The 15662-nt window shown below is 71.7% G+C and carries 14 protein-coding genes; 6 read left to right on the top strand and 8 right to left on the bottom strand.

Going from position 1 to position 15662, the window contains the following annotated elements:
* The first annotated feature begins 72 nt into the window (after positions 1 to 72).
* Positions 73 to 828 carry a L,D-transpeptidase gene (locus tag B8W67_RS15480; RefSeq protein ID WP_069391711.1) on the top strand — a complete coding sequence of 252 codons (756 nt, stop codon included), beginning with the start codon at positions 73 to 75 and terminating at the stop codon, positions 826 to 828.
* A gap of 27 nt (positions 829 to 855) precedes the next feature.
* On the opposite strand, the gene B8W67_RS15475 is transcribed toward B8W67_RS15480, so the two are convergent.
* The gene (locus B8W67_RS15475; protein WP_069391759.1) at positions 856 to 1545 is read right to left on the bottom strand and encodes a potassium channel family protein; all 690 of its coding nucleotides are present in this window, start codon (positions 1543 to 1545) and stop codon (positions 856 to 858) included.
* 175 nt (positions 1546 to 1720) lie between these two features.
* Here B8W67_RS15475 and B8W67_RS15470 point away from each other — a divergent pair, with 175 nt between their 5' ends.
* From B8W67_RS15470 to B8W67_RS15460, 3 genes are all read left to right on the top strand, one after another.
* Positions 1721 to 3217, top strand: a complete 1497-nt coding sequence (locus B8W67_RS15470; protein WP_069391710.1) for a potassium/proton antiporter — start codon at positions 1721 to 1723, stop codon at positions 3215 to 3217.
* A 63-nt stretch (positions 3218 to 3280) separates the two neighbouring features.
* On the top strand, positions 3281 to 3499 hold the full coding sequence (locus B8W67_RS20940; RefSeq protein ID WP_084228617.1) for a hypothetical protein: 219 nt from the start codon (positions 3281 to 3283) through the stop codon (positions 3497 to 3499).
* A complete protein-coding gene (locus B8W67_RS15460) occupies positions 3496 to 3777 on the top strand; it encodes a hypothetical protein (protein WP_069391708.1) in 282 nt (93 codons plus the stop codon). The genes B8W67_RS20940 and B8W67_RS15460 overlap by 4 nt, the downstream gene beginning before the upstream one ends.
* A gap of 5 nt (positions 3778 to 3782) precedes the next feature.
* On the opposite strand, the gene eccCa is transcribed toward B8W67_RS15460, so the two are convergent.
* Genes eccCa through B8W67_RS15440 form a run of 4 tightly spaced genes read right to left on the bottom strand, consistent with a single transcriptional unit; the run spans position 3783 to position 10553 of the window.
* Positions 3783 to 7856 (bottom strand): type VII secretion protein EccCa, encoded by a 4074-nt coding sequence (gene eccCa, locus B8W67_RS15455; RefSeq protein WP_085304873.1) that lies wholly within the window; start codon positions 7854 to 7856, stop codon positions 3783 to 3785.
* Positions 7853 to 9334, bottom strand: a complete 1482-nt coding sequence (gene eccB, locus B8W67_RS15450; RefSeq protein ID WP_085304872.1) for a type VII secretion protein EccB — start codon at positions 9332 to 9334, stop codon at positions 7853 to 7855. Before eccB ends, eccCa begins: the two co-directional genes overlap by 4 nt.
* Before the next feature lie 2 nt (positions 9335 to 9336).
* Positions 9337 to 10239, bottom strand: a complete 903-nt coding sequence (locus tag B8W67_RS15445) for a transglycosylase SLT domain-containing protein (RefSeq protein ID WP_069391705.1) — start codon at positions 10237 to 10239, stop codon at positions 9337 to 9339.
* Positions 10236 to 10553 (bottom strand): DUF2710 family protein, encoded by a 318-nt coding sequence (locus B8W67_RS15440; protein ID WP_069391704.1) that lies wholly within the window; start codon positions 10551 to 10553, stop codon positions 10236 to 10238. Before B8W67_RS15440 ends, B8W67_RS15445 begins: the two co-directional genes overlap by 4 nt.
* Positions 10554 to 10681: 128 nt before the next feature.
* Between B8W67_RS15440 and B8W67_RS20935 the strand changes: the two genes are divergently transcribed.
* Positions 10682 to 10834, top strand: a complete 153-nt coding sequence (locus tag B8W67_RS20935) for a hypothetical protein (protein ID WP_165607776.1) — start codon at positions 10682 to 10684, stop codon at positions 10832 to 10834.
* Here B8W67_RS20935 and B8W67_RS15435 read toward each other — a convergent pair.
* Together B8W67_RS15435 and B8W67_RS21150 are read right to left on the bottom strand one after the other, a co-directional pair.
* Positions 10831 to 11574: a type 1 glutamine amidotransferase gene (locus B8W67_RS15435; protein WP_069391703.1), complete on the bottom strand. Its 744-nt coding sequence runs from the start codon at positions 11572 to 11574 to the stop codon at positions 10831 to 10833. The genes B8W67_RS20935 and B8W67_RS15435 overlap by 4 nt on opposite strands.
* On the bottom strand, positions 11567 to 12802 hold the full coding sequence (locus B8W67_RS21150) for a Mur ligase family protein (protein WP_069391758.1): 1236 nt from the start codon (positions 12800 to 12802) through the stop codon (positions 11567 to 11569). Before B8W67_RS21150 ends, B8W67_RS15435 begins: the two co-directional genes overlap by 8 nt.
* A 96-nt stretch (positions 12803 to 12898) precedes the next feature.
* Between B8W67_RS21150 and B8W67_RS21145 the strand changes: the two genes are divergently transcribed.
* Positions 12899 to 13894, top strand: a complete 996-nt coding sequence (locus tag B8W67_RS21145; RefSeq protein ID WP_372507423.1) for a DEDDh family exonuclease — start codon at positions 12899 to 12901, stop codon at positions 13892 to 13894.
* 16 nt (positions 13895 to 13910) lie between these two features.
* Here the strand turns inward: B8W67_RS21145 and leuA are convergent.
* A partial coding sequence (gene leuA, locus B8W67_RS15420; protein ID WP_109561801.1) for a 2-isopropylmalate synthase occupies positions 13911 to 15662 on the bottom strand: 1752 nt, incomplete at its 5' end.

The raw sequence follows: 15662 nt of genomic DNA, 5'->3' as shown, positions 1-15662 counted from the left end.
GGGCGACTTCGACAGACAACCGATAGAATGGCTACCTAACGTGAGGGCCGTTACGGGCCGAAGGGGGAAGCCGTGCACCGGGTAGTTCGCTGGGTAATGGTCGTCTCGGCCGTCACCGCCATGGTCGCGATGGGCTCCGGCAACGCCAGCTGGGCGTCGATCGCCCCGCCGGACCCGGCACTGACCGTCGCCGCGATCCAGCCCGCCCCGAATTCGGTTGTCGGGGTGGCCCACCCGGTGATCGTCCACTTCGTCGCGCCGGTCACCGACCGTGCTGCCGCCGAGCGGGTCATCGCGATCCGCTCCGACAGCGACACCACCGGGAGCTTCGACTGGGTCAGCGACCGCGAGGTGCAGTGGGTTCCCGACGGCTACTGGCCGCCGCACACCAAGGTCGACGTCACGGTCAAGGGCATGTCGACGGGGTTCGAGACCGGTGACGCGCTTTTGGCGGTCGCCAGCATCTCCGGGCACTCGTTCACGGTGAGCCGCAACGGCGAAACCCTGCGCGAGATGCCGGCCTCGCTGGGTAAACCCAGCCGGCCCACCCCGATCGGCTCGTTCACGGCACTGTCGAAGGAGCGGACCATCAAGTTCGACTCCCGCACCATCGGGATCCCGCTGGATGATCCGGAGGGCTACCTCATCGACGGCGAGTACGCGGTGCGGGTGACCTGGAGCGGGGTCTACGTGCACTCCGCGCCGTGGTCGGTGGACTCGCAGGGCTACTCCAATGTCAGCCACGGCTGCATCAACCTCAGCCCGGCCAACGCCGCCTGGTACTTCGATCAGGTCACCCTCGGCGACCCGATCATCGTCGAGGCCTGAGCGCCTCGCTCCCGCTGACGTCCCGCGTCAGCCCGGCGTCACCTGCGGGCGCTGGTCGGCCCGCCCTTCGATGATGGCGCGGATCCGGTGCTCGGCGGCGCTGTTCACCGCGAACAGCAGCTCATCGCCGGGGGCGAGCATCTCCGTCGAGCTCGGCAGGATCGGGGTGTCGTCGCGCAGCACCACCACCAGCGCGGTGTTGTCCGGCAACACCACGTCACACACCCGCTGACCCACCCACGAATTCGTGTGCGGCAGGGTCAGTTTGGTGAGGTTGGCCTGACTTTGCCGCAGCCCCATCACATGGACCAGGTGCCCGACATCGATGGCGCCCTCCACCCCGCCGACGATCGCGCGCGGGGTGGACACCGCGATGTCGACACCCCACACCCCGGTGAACAGCCACTCGTTGTGCGAGTCGTTGACCCGGGCCACCACCAGCGGCACCGCGAACTCGGTCTTGGCCATCAGCGCCATCGACAGGTTCGCCCGGTCATCGCCGGTGGCGGCGATCAGCGCGTCGCAGGCGGTCAGTCCGCACTCCTCCAGCGTCGCCAACTCGCAGGCGTCGGCGAGCAGCCACTCCGCGCCGGCCACCGCCCGCGGGTCGAAGTGATCGGCCTTCTGCTCGATCAGCAGCACCTTGTGACCGTTGTCGACCAGTTCGCGGGCCACCGAGCGGCCGACCGCGCCGGCCCCGCCGATGACGATGCGCATCACCCGTTTACTCATCCCGCCCCATCTTCGCCGACGCCCCCACCCGACCGCTAGAGTTGACACCGCAGCCCCACCAAAGGGCGGTGCCGTTCACCCTATGGCACCACACAACTCCGGTGGCCTTGCCACCCGCGGCCAGCGGGAACCCCTGGGCCCGGCATGAGCGGGGATAGACATGACCATGGAGCAGCTGTACCTGGCGCTGCTGGCCGGCGGTCTGGTGCTGTTGGCCAGCATCGTGGGCACCCGGGTGGCCAGCCGGGTGGGCCTGCCCAGCCTGCTGCTGTTCCTGGCGGTCGGCATGGGAATCGGCGACGGCGGGCTGGGCCTGGTCTTCGACAACTACGAGTTGGCCCGCGACCTGGGGATGGCCGCGCTGGGCATCATCCTGGTCGAGGGCGGGTTGACCACCCGGTTCGCCGAAGTCCGCAGCGTGCTCGCCCCCGCCGGGGTGCTCGCCACCGCCGGGGTGGGCATCTCCACGGCGATCACCGCCACCGGCGCGCACCTGCTGCTGGGCATGGACTGGCAGCTGTCGCTGCTGCTGGGGGCGATCATCTCCTCCACCGACGCGGCGGCGGTGTTCTCGGTGCTGCGGCTGCTGCCCTTGCCGCGGCGGCTGGCCGGTCTGGTGGAAGCCGAATCCGGGTTCAACGATCCGCCGGCCGCGATCCTGGTGTTGATGTTCTCCGCCACCCCGTTCGCGGTGTCGGTGGCCGACACCATCATCGAGATCGTCTTCGAGTTGGCCGTCGGCGCGGCGATCGGCATCGGCTGCGGTTTCGTCGGCGCGTTCGCACTGCGCCACGCCGCGCTGCCGGCCTCGGGGCTCTACCCGATCGCCACGTTCGGGGTGGGGATGGTCGCGTTCGCCGCCGCCGGAACCGCGCACGCCAGCTCGTTTCTCGCCGCCTACGTCGCGGGGATGATCCTGGCCAATTTCCGGTTGCCGCACCGCTCGGCCACCCGTTCGTTCGCCGAGGGCCTGGCCTGGCTCGCCCAGATCAGCCTGTTCGTGCTGCTGGGGCTGTTGGCGACGCCGCGCAACCTGCCCGGCGAGATCCTGCCCGCGCTCGGGGTGGGTCTGGTGCTGTTGCTGGTGGCGCGGCCGCTGTCGGTGGCGGGTTGTCTGGTGTGGTTCAAAGTGCCGTGGCGCGAGCAGATCTTCCTGTCGTGGGCGGGGCTGCGCGGGGCGGTACCGATCGTGTTGGCGACGTTCCCGATCGTCGAAGGCGTCGATCACAGCCAGCGGCTGCTCAATATCGTGTTCATCCTGGTCGTGGTGTTCACCTTGGTGCAGGGCCCCAGCCTGAGCGTGGTGGCGCGACGACTGGGACTGATGTCACGCGACGCCGCCCGCGAAATCCACGTGGAGTCCGCGCCCCTGGACGTGTTGGAGGCCGAGCTGTTGACGATGACGGTGCAGCCGGAGTCGCGCCTGCGCAACGTCACGATCCTGGAGTTGCGGCTGCCCGATCCGAGCGTGATCACGCTGATCATCCGCGACGGGCACAGCTTTGTGCCGCAACCGGACACCCGCATCAAGGCCGGCGACGAGCTGCTGGTGGTCACCAACCCGCCGACCCGGGAGGCCGCCGAGCGACGACTGCGCGCCGTCAGCCGCCGCGGCAAACTGGCCTACTGGTTCGACGAGTACGGTCAGCCCACCTGACCGCGGGTAGGTTGGGGGGCGTATCGCCCGCCCGCCGGAGGAGGTGCCGTCCTGCTCGCCGCGGTGCGACGGCTGCTCGCCGCGCAACTCAGCCTCATCGAATGGGTGGTGTGCGCGTTGGCGGTGGCGCTGCCGTATCTGGGTCTCGGCGTGGTGTGGGCGATCCTGCACGGTGAACTCTTCGTCGGGCTGGCGGGGCCGCGGTTGGCGACGTCGCTGCTCGCCGCGATCGCGTCCTGGCCGGTGCAGTTGGTCTTCCCCCCGCTGTGCGGGCCCGGATGAGCGCGCCCAGCCCGTCGGGCAGGAGGGCCCGGCTGCAGGCGCTGCTGGCGCGACCGGTGCGGGTCGACGCGGTGCTCGAGGCGCTGGTCTGGCTGGTCGTGCCCTACATGCTGATCGGGCTGGTGGTGACGTTCAGCCAGCCGGAGAGCCTGGATCGGGTGCACACCCTCTTAGCCGAGCGGTCCCCGCAGAACAGCGGCTTCGACCTGGTCGAGTTCGGGTTGGCGACCGCGCTGTGGCCGGCCCTGTTGGTACACCCCGGTTCGTGTGCGCGCTGAGTCCCTCAGCGCGGCGGGGTGCCCACCAGCACCCCCTCCATCGCACCCTCGGCGGTGACCAGCAGGCCGCGCCCCGGCGGCAGCTGCTGGGCGCTGATGCGGCCGAACACCTTCACCGTGGCCGGGTCGTTGTCCATGAACAGGGTGGGGGCGCGGGTGCCGGTCAGCTTCTGCAGCAGCGGGTTCATCACCGCCTGGGCGACCCAGTTGCCGGGCAGACGCGCCACCATCACGTGCAGTCCGATCTCCCGGCTGCGTTCGAGCACCCCCCACAGCGGCGCGGTGGCCGCAGGTTTGCCGATCCCCCCGTGCGGGCGCAGCTCCTGCTCGTCGTCGATGAGGACGAACTGCCGCGGTCCCTGCCAGTCCGGGCGCGCCAGCAACTCCTGCTGGCTCAGCCCCGCCGGCGGCAAGCGGCGGCGCACCGTCGCGGCCAGGTCGTCGAGCAGAGCATCGATGTCGTCGGCGGTGTAGGCGTAGCCGCCGACGTGCGGACCCTGGACCATCCCGATCAGCGCGGTCTTGGGGTCGATGATGGTGATCTGCGCCTGCTCCGGGGTGAAACGGCTCATGATCGCGTGACCCAGCGCGGCCAGCGTCGTGGTTTTGCCGCACCCCTGCCGCCCCATGACCAGCAGGTTCGGCAGCGTTCGCAGCGGCAGGGCCACCGGCTGCAGCGCGCTCTCCCCGATCGCGAATGCCACCGCCAGCGGATCGACGGCGGGGGCACCGGTGAAGGCGGCGAGGACGCGGCGCAACGTGATCCGCTGCGGTAGCCGCGCGAGCCGCTCCACCCTGCTCACCCCGGTGCGTTCGGTGAGCACCGCGCCGATCTGCCGGGTGGGCACCGTCGCACCGTCGGGAGCACTCAGTTCCGGGACGCCGACCAGCAGTTCACAGCCGGCGGCGGTGAGCCCGAAGCCCGGACGGTCCACGGTGTTGCGGGCGGCCTTGCGTCGTTCCAGCCCGTTTCCCATCTGAGATTCATCGGGGTTGGACAGCCGCAGCTGGATGCGCGCGTTCGACACGTTCAGCAGCCCCTGCTTCTGCCCAACGAACCAGGCTGTGGCACTGGTGATCACATGAACCCCGTAGGACAGTCCTTGGCGCGCAACGGCGATTGCACGGTCGCCCAGCAGCGCATCCTTCTCGTAAAGGTCGCCGTAGTTGTCGATGACCAGGAAGACATCACCGAACTTGTCGTCGGGATCGGTGTCGCCGGGGTGCGACCCGAACCGGCGGGCCCGGAACTCGGCGATGTCGATCTGGTGGCGTTTGAACGCCATCTCCCGCGCACGGATGATGCCTTCGACAGTGGCGATCGTGCGCGAGATCCCTTCGGTGTCAGAGAGACTGACCACGCCGGCGACCTGCGGGAGATCCTCGACGGCATACAGGGCCGCCCCGACGCAGAAGAACGTGACACGCCGCGGCGGGTACAGCAGTGCTGCGGCGGTCATCAGCGTCATCAGCGTGGTGGATTTGCCGCGCTGCGCGGTGGCGACCACCATGATGTTGTCCATCTCGGCGTCGATCACATGCACCCGTTGGTCGTGTTCCTCGGGGATGTCGACGATGCCGACCGGGAACACCAGCCCGGGGTTCTCGCCGTAGTCGACGTGCCACGGCCGCCCGCGCCACGCCTCGACCAGAGCATCGACCGGTGCGCTGTGTTCCAGTGGCGGAAGCCAGATCCGGTGCGGAGGACGGGCGGGCTGCGCGGCGAGCGCCTCCCGGATTACGTCGACGATCTTCTTGCGGCGAAACCCGTCGGCATGCAGCAGGAACTCATCCGGCCGATCGGGTTCTGCCGGCTCGGCCGTTGCGGCCGCCACGCCGGCCGGCCCGGGCTGAGCGGTCGCGGTGAGCAACCGCGGGCGCGCATCGGCCGGGCCGGCGTCGCCGGGGCGCGCTGTCGGGGTGCGGGGCACCACGAACGGCGCGGAGACATAAAAGCATCGGAACGGTTCCAGATCCCGCGGACCCACCTTCAGCAGGGCGTGGCCGTTCTCCGCCGACGGCAGGTGCAGCGCGGCGTCGCTGCCGATCACATCGCGGGAGTCCTCGGCGGTCTCGGCGCGCAGCGCCACCCGGAACGCGATGTTGCTCTTGGCTTTGCTCAGCGACGACAGGTCGAGGCGCTGCCCGCCGAGGGTGAAGAACACGTTGCAGCCGCGGCCCTCCTGGCCGATGTGGATGACCAGGTCGATCCAGTCCGGGTGGTGGATGAACAACTCCAGGTACTCGTCGATGATGACCAGCAGGATCGGCACCGGTTCCAGGTCGCGGCCGGCGAGGCGCATCTCCTCGTATTCGTTGGCGTCGCGGGCCCCGGCGTCCTTGAACAGCCGGTAGCGGCGCACGATCTCGCCGTTGACCGCTTTGCGCATCCGGTCGGCCAGGTGGCGTTCGTCGTTGCCCAGGTTCGACAACGAGGCCGCCACGTGCGGGAACCCCTCCAGGTCCTGGGCGGCGGACTCGAACTTCATGTCGACGAAGATCACGATGAACGTCTCCGGAGCATGGGTCAAAGCGATCCCGCTGCACAGTGAGAGGAAGTACTCCGACTTGCCCGACCCGGAGGTGCCGATCACCACCGAGTGGAACCCGAAGCCACCGAAGTCCTTGGCCCGCAGCGTGATGTGTTGGATCTCGCCGTCGGGGCGCACCCCTACCGGCACCATCGCCCACTGGGGGTCGCCGCGGCTGCGGCTCTGCGCCCACAGCCGTCGCACGTCGAGGTGGCGTGGGTCGTCGATGCCCAGTGACCGCAGCAGTTCCCCGCCGGGGCGGCGACGGGTGGCCAGCACGCCGGGGGCCTGTGGGGCCCAGCGAGCCAGGGCGCGGGCGCAGCGGGCGGCGGCGGTCGCGGTGAGCAGATCGGCGACGGCGTAGAACACGTCCCGTCGGTACAGGCGGCCCTGCCGCAGGGTGAACCGCTGGTCGTCACCGAACCCGACCCCGGGGCCGGCCCGGCCGGCCAGGCGCACCACGGTGATCCCGACCATCCCCTTCTGCCCGGTCACCGCCTCCCACTGGTCGGGGTTGCCGGTGTTGTCGTCGACGATCAGCCAGTGCGGGCCGATCGTCGCCTCGGTGGACGCCTCCAGCGCGGTGCCGACCGTCAGCGGGCTGGCGGCGCTGGGCGGCTGCCACGGTCCGCGGCCCTTGCGGTGCAGCTCCGCGTCGAGGGTGTCCTCCAGGTCGGCGGGGCCGGTGAAGATCAGTCGGCGCGGGCCGCACCCGTCGACCAGCGTGTCGTGCCAGGCGTGCGGCAGCCACACCAGCCAGCGCCAGCGCTCCGGGCGGCGGGTGACGACCAGGATCTTGCACTCGTCGGGGCTGTGGTAGACCGCCAGTGCGCACAGGATCGCCCGCAGCAGCTGATGCTGCTGCTCGGTGTCGGCGCCGAGGACGCTGAATCCCGGTTGGGAGCGCAGGCTCACGACCTTGCCGATCCCGCGGATCGTGCTCTGTTCGACGATGAAGTCCCGCAGCGCCGCACCGGTGACCGGTTCGAGTTCCTCGGCGACCGGGATCTCCGGCCATTGCAGTGACACCGCGGCGTCGCCGGCCTGCTGGACGCCGATCCCGACGCGGACGTCGAGGAAGTCCGGGTCGCCGGGGCGGCGCTCCCACATCCGCGGACCGCCGATCAGCCGGTGCAGGGCGGCCGGTTCGGCGTGGACGAACCGCTGGGCTCGACGCTGCTGGTCGGCGGCCCGGTGAACCTCGTCGCGGTCGTCGTCGAGTTGCCGCAGATAGCTGCGGCGCGCCTTCTCCTGTTCACCCCAGCTGATCCGGCGCCCGCGGCCGAGCCGGCCGCTGAACATCAACGCGCCGAATCCGGCCAGTCCCATCATCGGGAAGAACCCCGAGCGCATCGTGCGCACGCCCGAGGCGTACATCACGACCAGCGTGCCGAGGATGCCGACCAGCAGCGCCGGGATCGCGATCATCAGCAGGATGTTGCGGGGTTCGCGCTCCGGCAGGGCCAGCGGCGCGGCGACGGCCACCCGGGTCGGCGGCACCACCGGAACCGCCGCACGCTCACCGCGCACGAAGCCGCGTTTGGTCATCGCTCACCGCCGTCGTCGTCGGTGCGCACCGCGGTCGCCGCCGACGCCGGCACGGTGTCGCGGGCGACCAGCGCATCGGCACGGCTGAGCGCGGGGCCGGCGGCGAAGGTGCGCAGCAGCGGCCAGGGCGCCGGTGCGGCATCGGCCGGGTCCAGCGCGAGGGCCCGCAGCGTGACCGGATCCCACCCGATCCCGAACCGCACCCCCTGCGGGGAAAGCCAGTACAGGCTCTCGCGGGTGTCGGCGCCGACCGCGGCGCTGGTGGTCGCCACGAAACGGGCCGCACCGGGCAGCAGCAGCGTCCGATCGGCCTCCACCGATCCCGGCGCGCGGTCGTTGCGCACCAAGGTCACCACCCGGCGGTCCTCGTCGGCGGCGGCCGGCAGGCCGCGCCCGCTGCGCACGGTCACCGTGGCGGCCGGGTCGCCGGGCGCCCGGCGCCACGACAGGCAGGTGACCGGATTGGCGTCCGGGTCGACGAACTGCAGCCTGCTCGGCGGGTAGTCGGCCACGTCGAGCACCTCGACGGTCGGGATCCGCACCAGCAGACCCGCGTCGATCATCCGCGGGGTGGAGCCGCCGGCCGCGGTGGCCAGCAGGTCGGCGACGAACCGGCTCACCGGCTGGACCCCGTCACCGAGCAGCACATACAACCCGGTCACCGCGTCGGTGACGTCGCGGGTGGCCAGTACGGTGCCCACCGTAGCGCCGGGCACCCACCGGCTCGGGGCGCCCGCGTCGGGGACGGTCGGCACCACCAGCGCTCCGGCGGCCGGTATCGCGTCGAACAGCGCCGTCGACAGCGCGACGGCGGCGACGTGGTCGGGGTCCAGGCCGAGGGTGAACGTCAGCGCCCGGTCGCCGGGATCCAGTCGGGCCCGATGCCCCGCCCACAGCACATAGGTGTCCTCGCCGTGGCCCACCAGCAGCGCCTCATCGGCCCCCAGGACCCGCGACCGGTCCCCGGCGGGCAGGTCTCCGGCGATGCTGGTCACCGTCGGCGGGTGCGCACTTTGCGGATGCGCGGTGTCGCAGACACTCCAGGTGACGACGCCGGGTGCGGTGGTCGTCAACTCGTCGGGGGCGCCGGGGATCCCGATCAGCGGCCCGGTGGGGTACCGGGCGATCTCCGCGGCGGTGACCCAGGTCGGATCGGTGGGTGCGGCCACCGCCAGCCGCGCCGATGTCAGGTTCAACGCCGGGTAGAGCCGCCCGTCGAGGCGGGCGTAGATCTGCCCGGTGTCCCGGTTGCCGAGCACGGCGGCATCACCGATCAGCCCGGCCGGTTTCAACCAGTGCAGCAGCGTCATCCAGCCCACCCCGATCATCACGAACACCAGGGACAGCGCGACGGCGGCCTGCTGTTTGCGGTCGTCGTGCCGCATCCGCACCGAGAAACGGGTGATCGCGGCGACCAGCCGCCGGTGATAGAAGAGGTGACCGGAGTTCTGGTCGCGGTTGGACAGGGTCAGGGGCACGGTCAGTAGCCCTTCGGCGGGCGGCTCGGGTCGGCCTGCTGCACCAGGGCGGCGAGGTTGGCCGCGTCGGGATGAACCCCGTAGCGGGCCATCACGTAGTTCATCGAGGCGCAGATGTTGGCGACCGGGTCGTAGATGGACGCGGGCGTTCCGGGCTGGTGGTAGTGGGCGAAGGTGGCGGGCAGGGTCTGGGTCAGGCCCCGGGCGTAGCCGAGGCGATAGCCGTCGGCCTGCAGAGGTCCGGGCGCGGCGGCGGGCGCACCGGCCACCGCGGTGGCCCGCCCGGACGATTCACGCGCGATCAGGGTGCGATAGCCGTGCGTCCAGCGTCGCCGCGCCGCCGGGTCGACGATGCCCAACCGGTCCAGTGCCGCCGCGATGTGGTGGTCGAGGCGCCCGGGCCGTGGCCGACGGGTGTAGTCGACGGCCGAGGTCGGCAGCCGGCGCGCCGCGGTGCGGCGGCGCGGCCCTCCCGGGTAGTGCAGCCGCCGCAGATGACGAGCCAGCCGGTGGGCGCGGCGGCGCGACGCTGCGATGCGCCGGCGTTGGGCGTGTAGCCGTGCGGCCATGCGGCGCAGCGCTTCCCGACGCCCCAGCGGGGTGTCGACGGCGGGCATCGCATCACCGCGGGCCTCGTCGAGCATCGCGCGGCTCTGGCGGTAGCCGCCACGCTGCTCGGTGTGCGCGCGACGCAGCAGCGTCCGCAGGCGCCGGTCGGCGGCGTGGGACTGCGCTCCCAGCGCGGCCAGTCGCCGCTGCCGCGGGGTTTCGCCGACCGCCGGTGGCGGCGCGGTCGCGGCGGGCACGTTGGGCAGGGTGGGCTCAGCGGCCTCGACCGGGTCGGCGTAGAGGCGGTGTCCGCGGGCGAGCAGCACCAGCGCCTCGCTGAGCGGGTCGGTGCTCATCGCAGCGGCCCGCCGTAGCGTGCCCGGTTGTCGGCTTGGGCTTCGCGCCGCAGCGCGTCGAAGGCGACGTTGAGGCGGTCGGCGAGTTCGGTGTGAGTGTAGGTGGTGGTGACCGCGGGATGCAGGGTCAGGTCGATCAGCCGGCCGTCGGCGTTGACGACGGCCTGGATGTCCCCGAGATCGACGCTGTAGGTGGTGGTTTGCGCCTCGGCGACCAACGCCTCCCAGCGGTGGGCGGCGTCGCGGAGGTCGCGGAGAACCGACTCGACGAGATCGGTGTCGTCTAGCTGCGTGCGCCTGGCCGGCCGCGGCATCGTCTCAGTATCCGACCGTCCGGTCGGGGCCGTCAATTCATCGCCGCGACTTTTCTTCCCCCACGCCCGGCCCGGTCGCCACCGCGGCTGAATTGTTCCGCCCGGCCCCGGACGGTAGCGTCGGCGTCGTGGCTGATTCGCTGCTGCAGCGTCAACTCGACGAGGTGCGCGTCCTCGCCGAGCGGGCCCGGGAGTTGTTCGGTGCCACCTTGATTGCGCCCCCGGCGGGTTTCGCTCCGGTGTCCGGCGAGCGCACCGCGCACGACGACGGCGATCGCTAGCGGGCGCTGAGCCGTTCCTGGCGCAGCAACGCCACCTCCGGCAGCTTCAGCGGCGCCAACTCCCCCACCACCCGGCTCAGCAGCAGGTCGGCCAGTTGCGGGTTGCGGGCCAGGCAGGGACCGTGCAGATAGGTGGCGACGACGCTGCCCTGTACCGCGCCTTCGACGCCCTCGGCGCCCTGGCCCGCCCGGTTGCCGTCACCGCGGAGCACCGCGGCCAAGGCGGTGGCCTGCGGGCCCAACACGGTGCCGCCGCGGTGGTTTTCGAATCCGGTGAGCGTCTCGGTGAGCCCCGGCAGGCGTGGTTGGGCGAGGACCTCGCCGATGCTGCGGGCCGGTTGCGGGCTGGTGGTCAGATCCAGCAGCCCCACCCCGTCGACCCGCTCACCGGCGGCGGTCTCATACCACTGGCCCAGCACCTGGACGGCGGCGCAGATCGCCAGAACCGGTGCGCCCCGCGCGACCGCGCGCTGCAGACCGGGGTGGCGCAGCAGATGGCGGGTGGCCAGCCGCTGCGCATAATCCTCGGCGCCGCCGATGGTGTAGAGGTCCAGCGAGTCCGGGACCGGCTCATCCAGGGTGATCGTCACGATCTGCGCGGCGATGCCGCGGCGGCGCAGCCGCTGGCGCAGCACCACCGCGTTGCCGTTGTCGCCGTAGGTGCCCATCACGTCGGGCAGCACCAGCCCGATGCGCACCGTCGAGTCGGGCCCGCCGGCCCCGGTCGTCGAGTCAGCCATGTCGCTCCAGGGCCCGGTTGAGTTGCAGGAACGCGGTGTAGTTGGCGACGACCTCGACGGCTCCCGGCGGGCAGGAGTCGATGGCGGCCACCGGGTCGTGCACCAGGGTGTGGGCGACCTCCGCGTAGCCGAGGCGCACCGCCAGGTCGGTGCCGCGCTCCCCGGCGGCCACCACGGTGGTGTCGGCGGTGGTGAAGTGTTCGAAGTTCACGTCCCACAGCCAGGACAGGTCGACCCCGTCGGGCACCTGCCCGTTGACCGCGATCACCACCGCGACGGCGTGCGGGTCGACCATCGCCAGTGCCTCCTGCCAGCCGGCCGGGTTCTTCGCCAGCAGCATCCGCACCGTGTGCGGGCCGCGCTGCAGGCTCCGGTAGCGCCCGGCCACCTGATCGACGGTGCCGGCCGCGGCGACCGCGGCGGGGGCGTGCGCCCCGACGGCGACCGCCGCGGCGACCGCCTGCGCGGCGTTGCCGCGGTTGACCGCGCCGGGCAGCGCCAGCCGCATCGGCAGCACCACGCCGCCCGGGCCGTACAGGTTCTGCTCGTCGAACCACCACTGCGGGGCGGGCCGGCGGAAATCCGCACCGGTGGAGTGCCAGCCGGCGGTGTCGCGCACGATGACCTCGCCGCTGCGTGGGCAGCTCACCGAATCGGCCGACCAGGCGCCCCCGGCCGCCACCCACACCACCCGCGGGTGGTCGTAGGCGGCGGAGGTGACCAGCACGTCGTCGCAGTTGGCGACGACCACGGCGTCGGGGTGGCGGGCCAGCGCGGCCCGCAGGGCCCGTTCGATGGTGTTGATCTCGCCCACCCGGTCGAGTTGGTCGCGGGAGAGGTTGAGCAGCACGATCACCGCCGGGTCCACCGCGTCGGCGACGTGCGGCACGTGCATCTCGTCGACCTCGAGGGCCGCGACCGGGGCGGCGCGCTCGGCGGCCAGCGCCGCGATCAACCCGGCGTCCATGTTGGCGCCCTCGGAGTTGGTGGCGACCGCGCCGAGTTCCGCCAGGGCGGCGGCCACCATCCCGGTGGTGGTGGATTTGCCGTTGGTTCCGGTGATGATCACGGTGCGCCGGTCACGGCCCAGCTGCGCCAGCAGCGAGCGGTCCAGCGTCATCGCGACGAGTCCGCCGATCATCGACCCGGCGCCGCGGCCGGTGACCCGCGACGCCCAGCGGGCGGCCGACCCGGCCGCCAGGGCCAGTCGGCCACGCACGCTCACCACCCGGCTGAGTTTAGGGCGCGACACAGCCGAGCACGAACCGGTAATACCGGCCGGTGTCGGCCGGGCGTGCCATCCTCGAGCCATGAGGTGGCCGCGGTGACCGGGTGGGGCCGTCCGCCGTCCGAGAGCGCGGCGGGCTGGCCGGGCTGGGCGGTTCTCGACGTGGAGACCTCCGGGTTCCGGCCGGACCGGGCCCGGGTGCTCAGCATCGCGGTGCTCGCCCTCGACGTCGACGGGCAGGTGGAGCGCTCGGTGGTGAGCCTGCTCAACCCCGGCGTCGATCCCGGCCCCACCCACGTGCACGGGCTCACCGCCGAGATGCTCGCCGGGGCGCCCCGGTTCTCCGACATCGTCGGCGAGGTCGCCGAGGTGCTGCACGGACGCACCCTGGTCGCCCACAATGCGGCGTTCGACTACGCGTTCGTGACCGCGGAGGCCGAACTGGTCGGCGCCGCGCTGCCGGTCGACACGGTGATGTGCACGGTGGACCTGGCGCGTCGGCTGGACCTGGGGCTCGACAACCTGCGGTTGGAGACCCTCGCCGCACACCTTCAGGTGCCGCAGTCCAAGGCGCACGACGCCCTGGACGACGCGCTGGTGCTCTCCCGGGTGCTCGACCCGATGCTGCGCCGTGCCCGCGAACGCGACGTGTGGCTGCCGGTGCGGCCGGTCAGCCGGCAGCGCTGGCCCAACGGGCACGTCACCCACGCCGCGTTGGAGCCGCTGAAGAAGTGGGCGGCCCGCCAGCCCGGCCCGTTCGTCAACCCGGGGCGCTACGTCCCGGGCCGTCCGCTGGTGCAGGGCATGCGGGTGGCGTTGGCGCCGGAGTGCACCCGCCGCCACGACGAGCTGGTCGAACGGCTGTTGCACGCCGGGCTGGCCTACAGCGACGCCGTCGACGCGCAGACCTCGCTGGTGCTGTGCAACGATCCGCGCCCCGCGCAGGGCAAGGGGTTCACCGCGGTGGAGTCCGGTGTGCCGCTGCTCGGCGACGCGGAGTTCCTCGCCGCGCTGTCCGCGGTGCGCCCCGGCGTGGCGGTCGAGGAGTTCATCGACACCACCCCCGCCGCGGTGCAGGGCGCGTTGTTCTGAGCAGTCCCGGCGCGGCTCAGCGGCGGGCGGCCCGGTTGACCGCCGAGACGACCGCGCGCAGCGACGCGGTGGTGATCGACGAGGCGATGCCGACCCCCCACACGGTGGCGCCGCCGACGTCGGCCTCCACGTAGGCGGCGGCCTGCGCCTCCTCCCCGGCGCTCATCGCGTGCTCGGAGTAGTCGAGCACCGCGACGTCGAACCCGACGTCGGTGAGCGCGTCGACGAACGCCGCGAGCGGGCCGTTGCCCGACCCGGTGATGGTGGTCTCGACGCCGTCGACCTTGACCACCGCCTCGATGGTGTCGGTGCCGTCGTCGGTCTCCGCGGCGACCACCTTCTGGCGCATCCGCTCCAGCGGCGTCACCGGTGCCAGGTATTCCTGGTCGAAGGCGTCCCACATGACCTTCGGGGAGACCTCCCCGCCTTCCCCGGCGGTGCCCTCCGAGAGCGCCTGGATCACTTGGGAGAACTCGATCTGCAGGCGGCGCGGCAGCACCAGCCCGTGGTCGGCCTTCATGATGTAGGCCACCCCGCCCTTGCCGGACTGGGAGTTGACCCGGATCACCGCCTCGTAGGTGCGGCCCACGTCGCGGGGGTCGATCGGCAGGTAGGGCACCTGCCACAGGATGTCGTCGACGTCGGCGTCGGCGGCGTCGGCATCGACCTTCATCTGGTCGAGGCCCTTGTTGATGGCGTCCTGGTGGCTGCCGGAGAACGCGGTGTAGACCAGGTCCCCGCCGTAGGGGTGCCGTTCGGGCACCGACAGCTGGTTGCAGTATTCGACGGTGCGCCGGATCTCGTCGATGTTGGCGAAGTCGATCTGCGGGTCCACCCCGCGGGAGAACAGGTTCAGCCCGAGGGTGACCAGGCAGACGTTGCCGGTGCGTTCACCGTTGCCGAACAGGCAGCCCTCGATGCGGTCCGCACCGGCGGCGTAGCCGAGTTCGGCGGCGGCCACCGCGGTGCCGCGGTCGTTGTGCGGGTGCAGGCTCAAGATCACCGCCTCGCGGCGGGCGAGGTTGCGGCTCATCCACTCGATCGAGTCGGCGTAGACGTTGGGGGTGGTCATCTCCACCGTGGCCGGCAGGTTGACGATCATCGGGTTGTCCACGCTCGGCTGCAGCACCTCGCCGACCGCGTCGCACACCTGTTTGGCGTACTCGAGTTCGGTGCCGGTGTAGGACTCCGGGGAGTACTCGTAGCGCCACCGCGTCTGCGGATATTTGGCGGCCTCGACCAGGCATTTTCGCGCCCCGGCCACCGCGATCTCGGTGACCGCGGCCCGGTCGGCGCGGAACACCACGCGGCGCTGCAGGATCGAGGTGGAGTTGTAGAAGTGCACGATGACGTTCGGCGCGCCGGCGCACGCGGCGAAGGTGCGTTCGATCAGCTCGTCGCGGCACTGGGTGAGCACCTGGATGGTGACGTCGGCGGGGATGGCGTCACCGTCGATGATCTCGCGGACGAAGTCGTAGTCGGTCTGGCTGGCCGACGGGAAGCCGACCTCGATCTCCTTGTAACCCATCGCGACCAGCAGGTCGAACATCCGGCGTTTGCGGGCCGGGCTCATCGGGTCGATCAGCGCCTGGTTGCCGTCGCGCAGATCCACCGCGCACCACAGCGGCGCGCGCTCGATCACGGTGTCGGGCCAGGTGCGGTCGGGCAGCCGGATCGGCTCGACCTCCTCGGCGAACGGCCGGTACCGGTAGGCCGGCATCGCCGAGCCGCGCTGGGTGTTCCAGGCCGGCTGGGCGGGGTCGGGCGG

The sequence above is a fragment of the Mycolicibacillus koreensis genome, assembly GCF_002104795.1.
Classification (GTDB): domain Bacteria; phylum Actinomycetota; class Actinomycetes; order Mycobacteriales; family Mycobacteriaceae; genus Mycobacterium; species Mycobacterium koreense.
The sequence above is the reverse complement of the archived record's forward strand: the minus strand, read 5'-3'. Positions and strand labels throughout refer to the sequence as shown.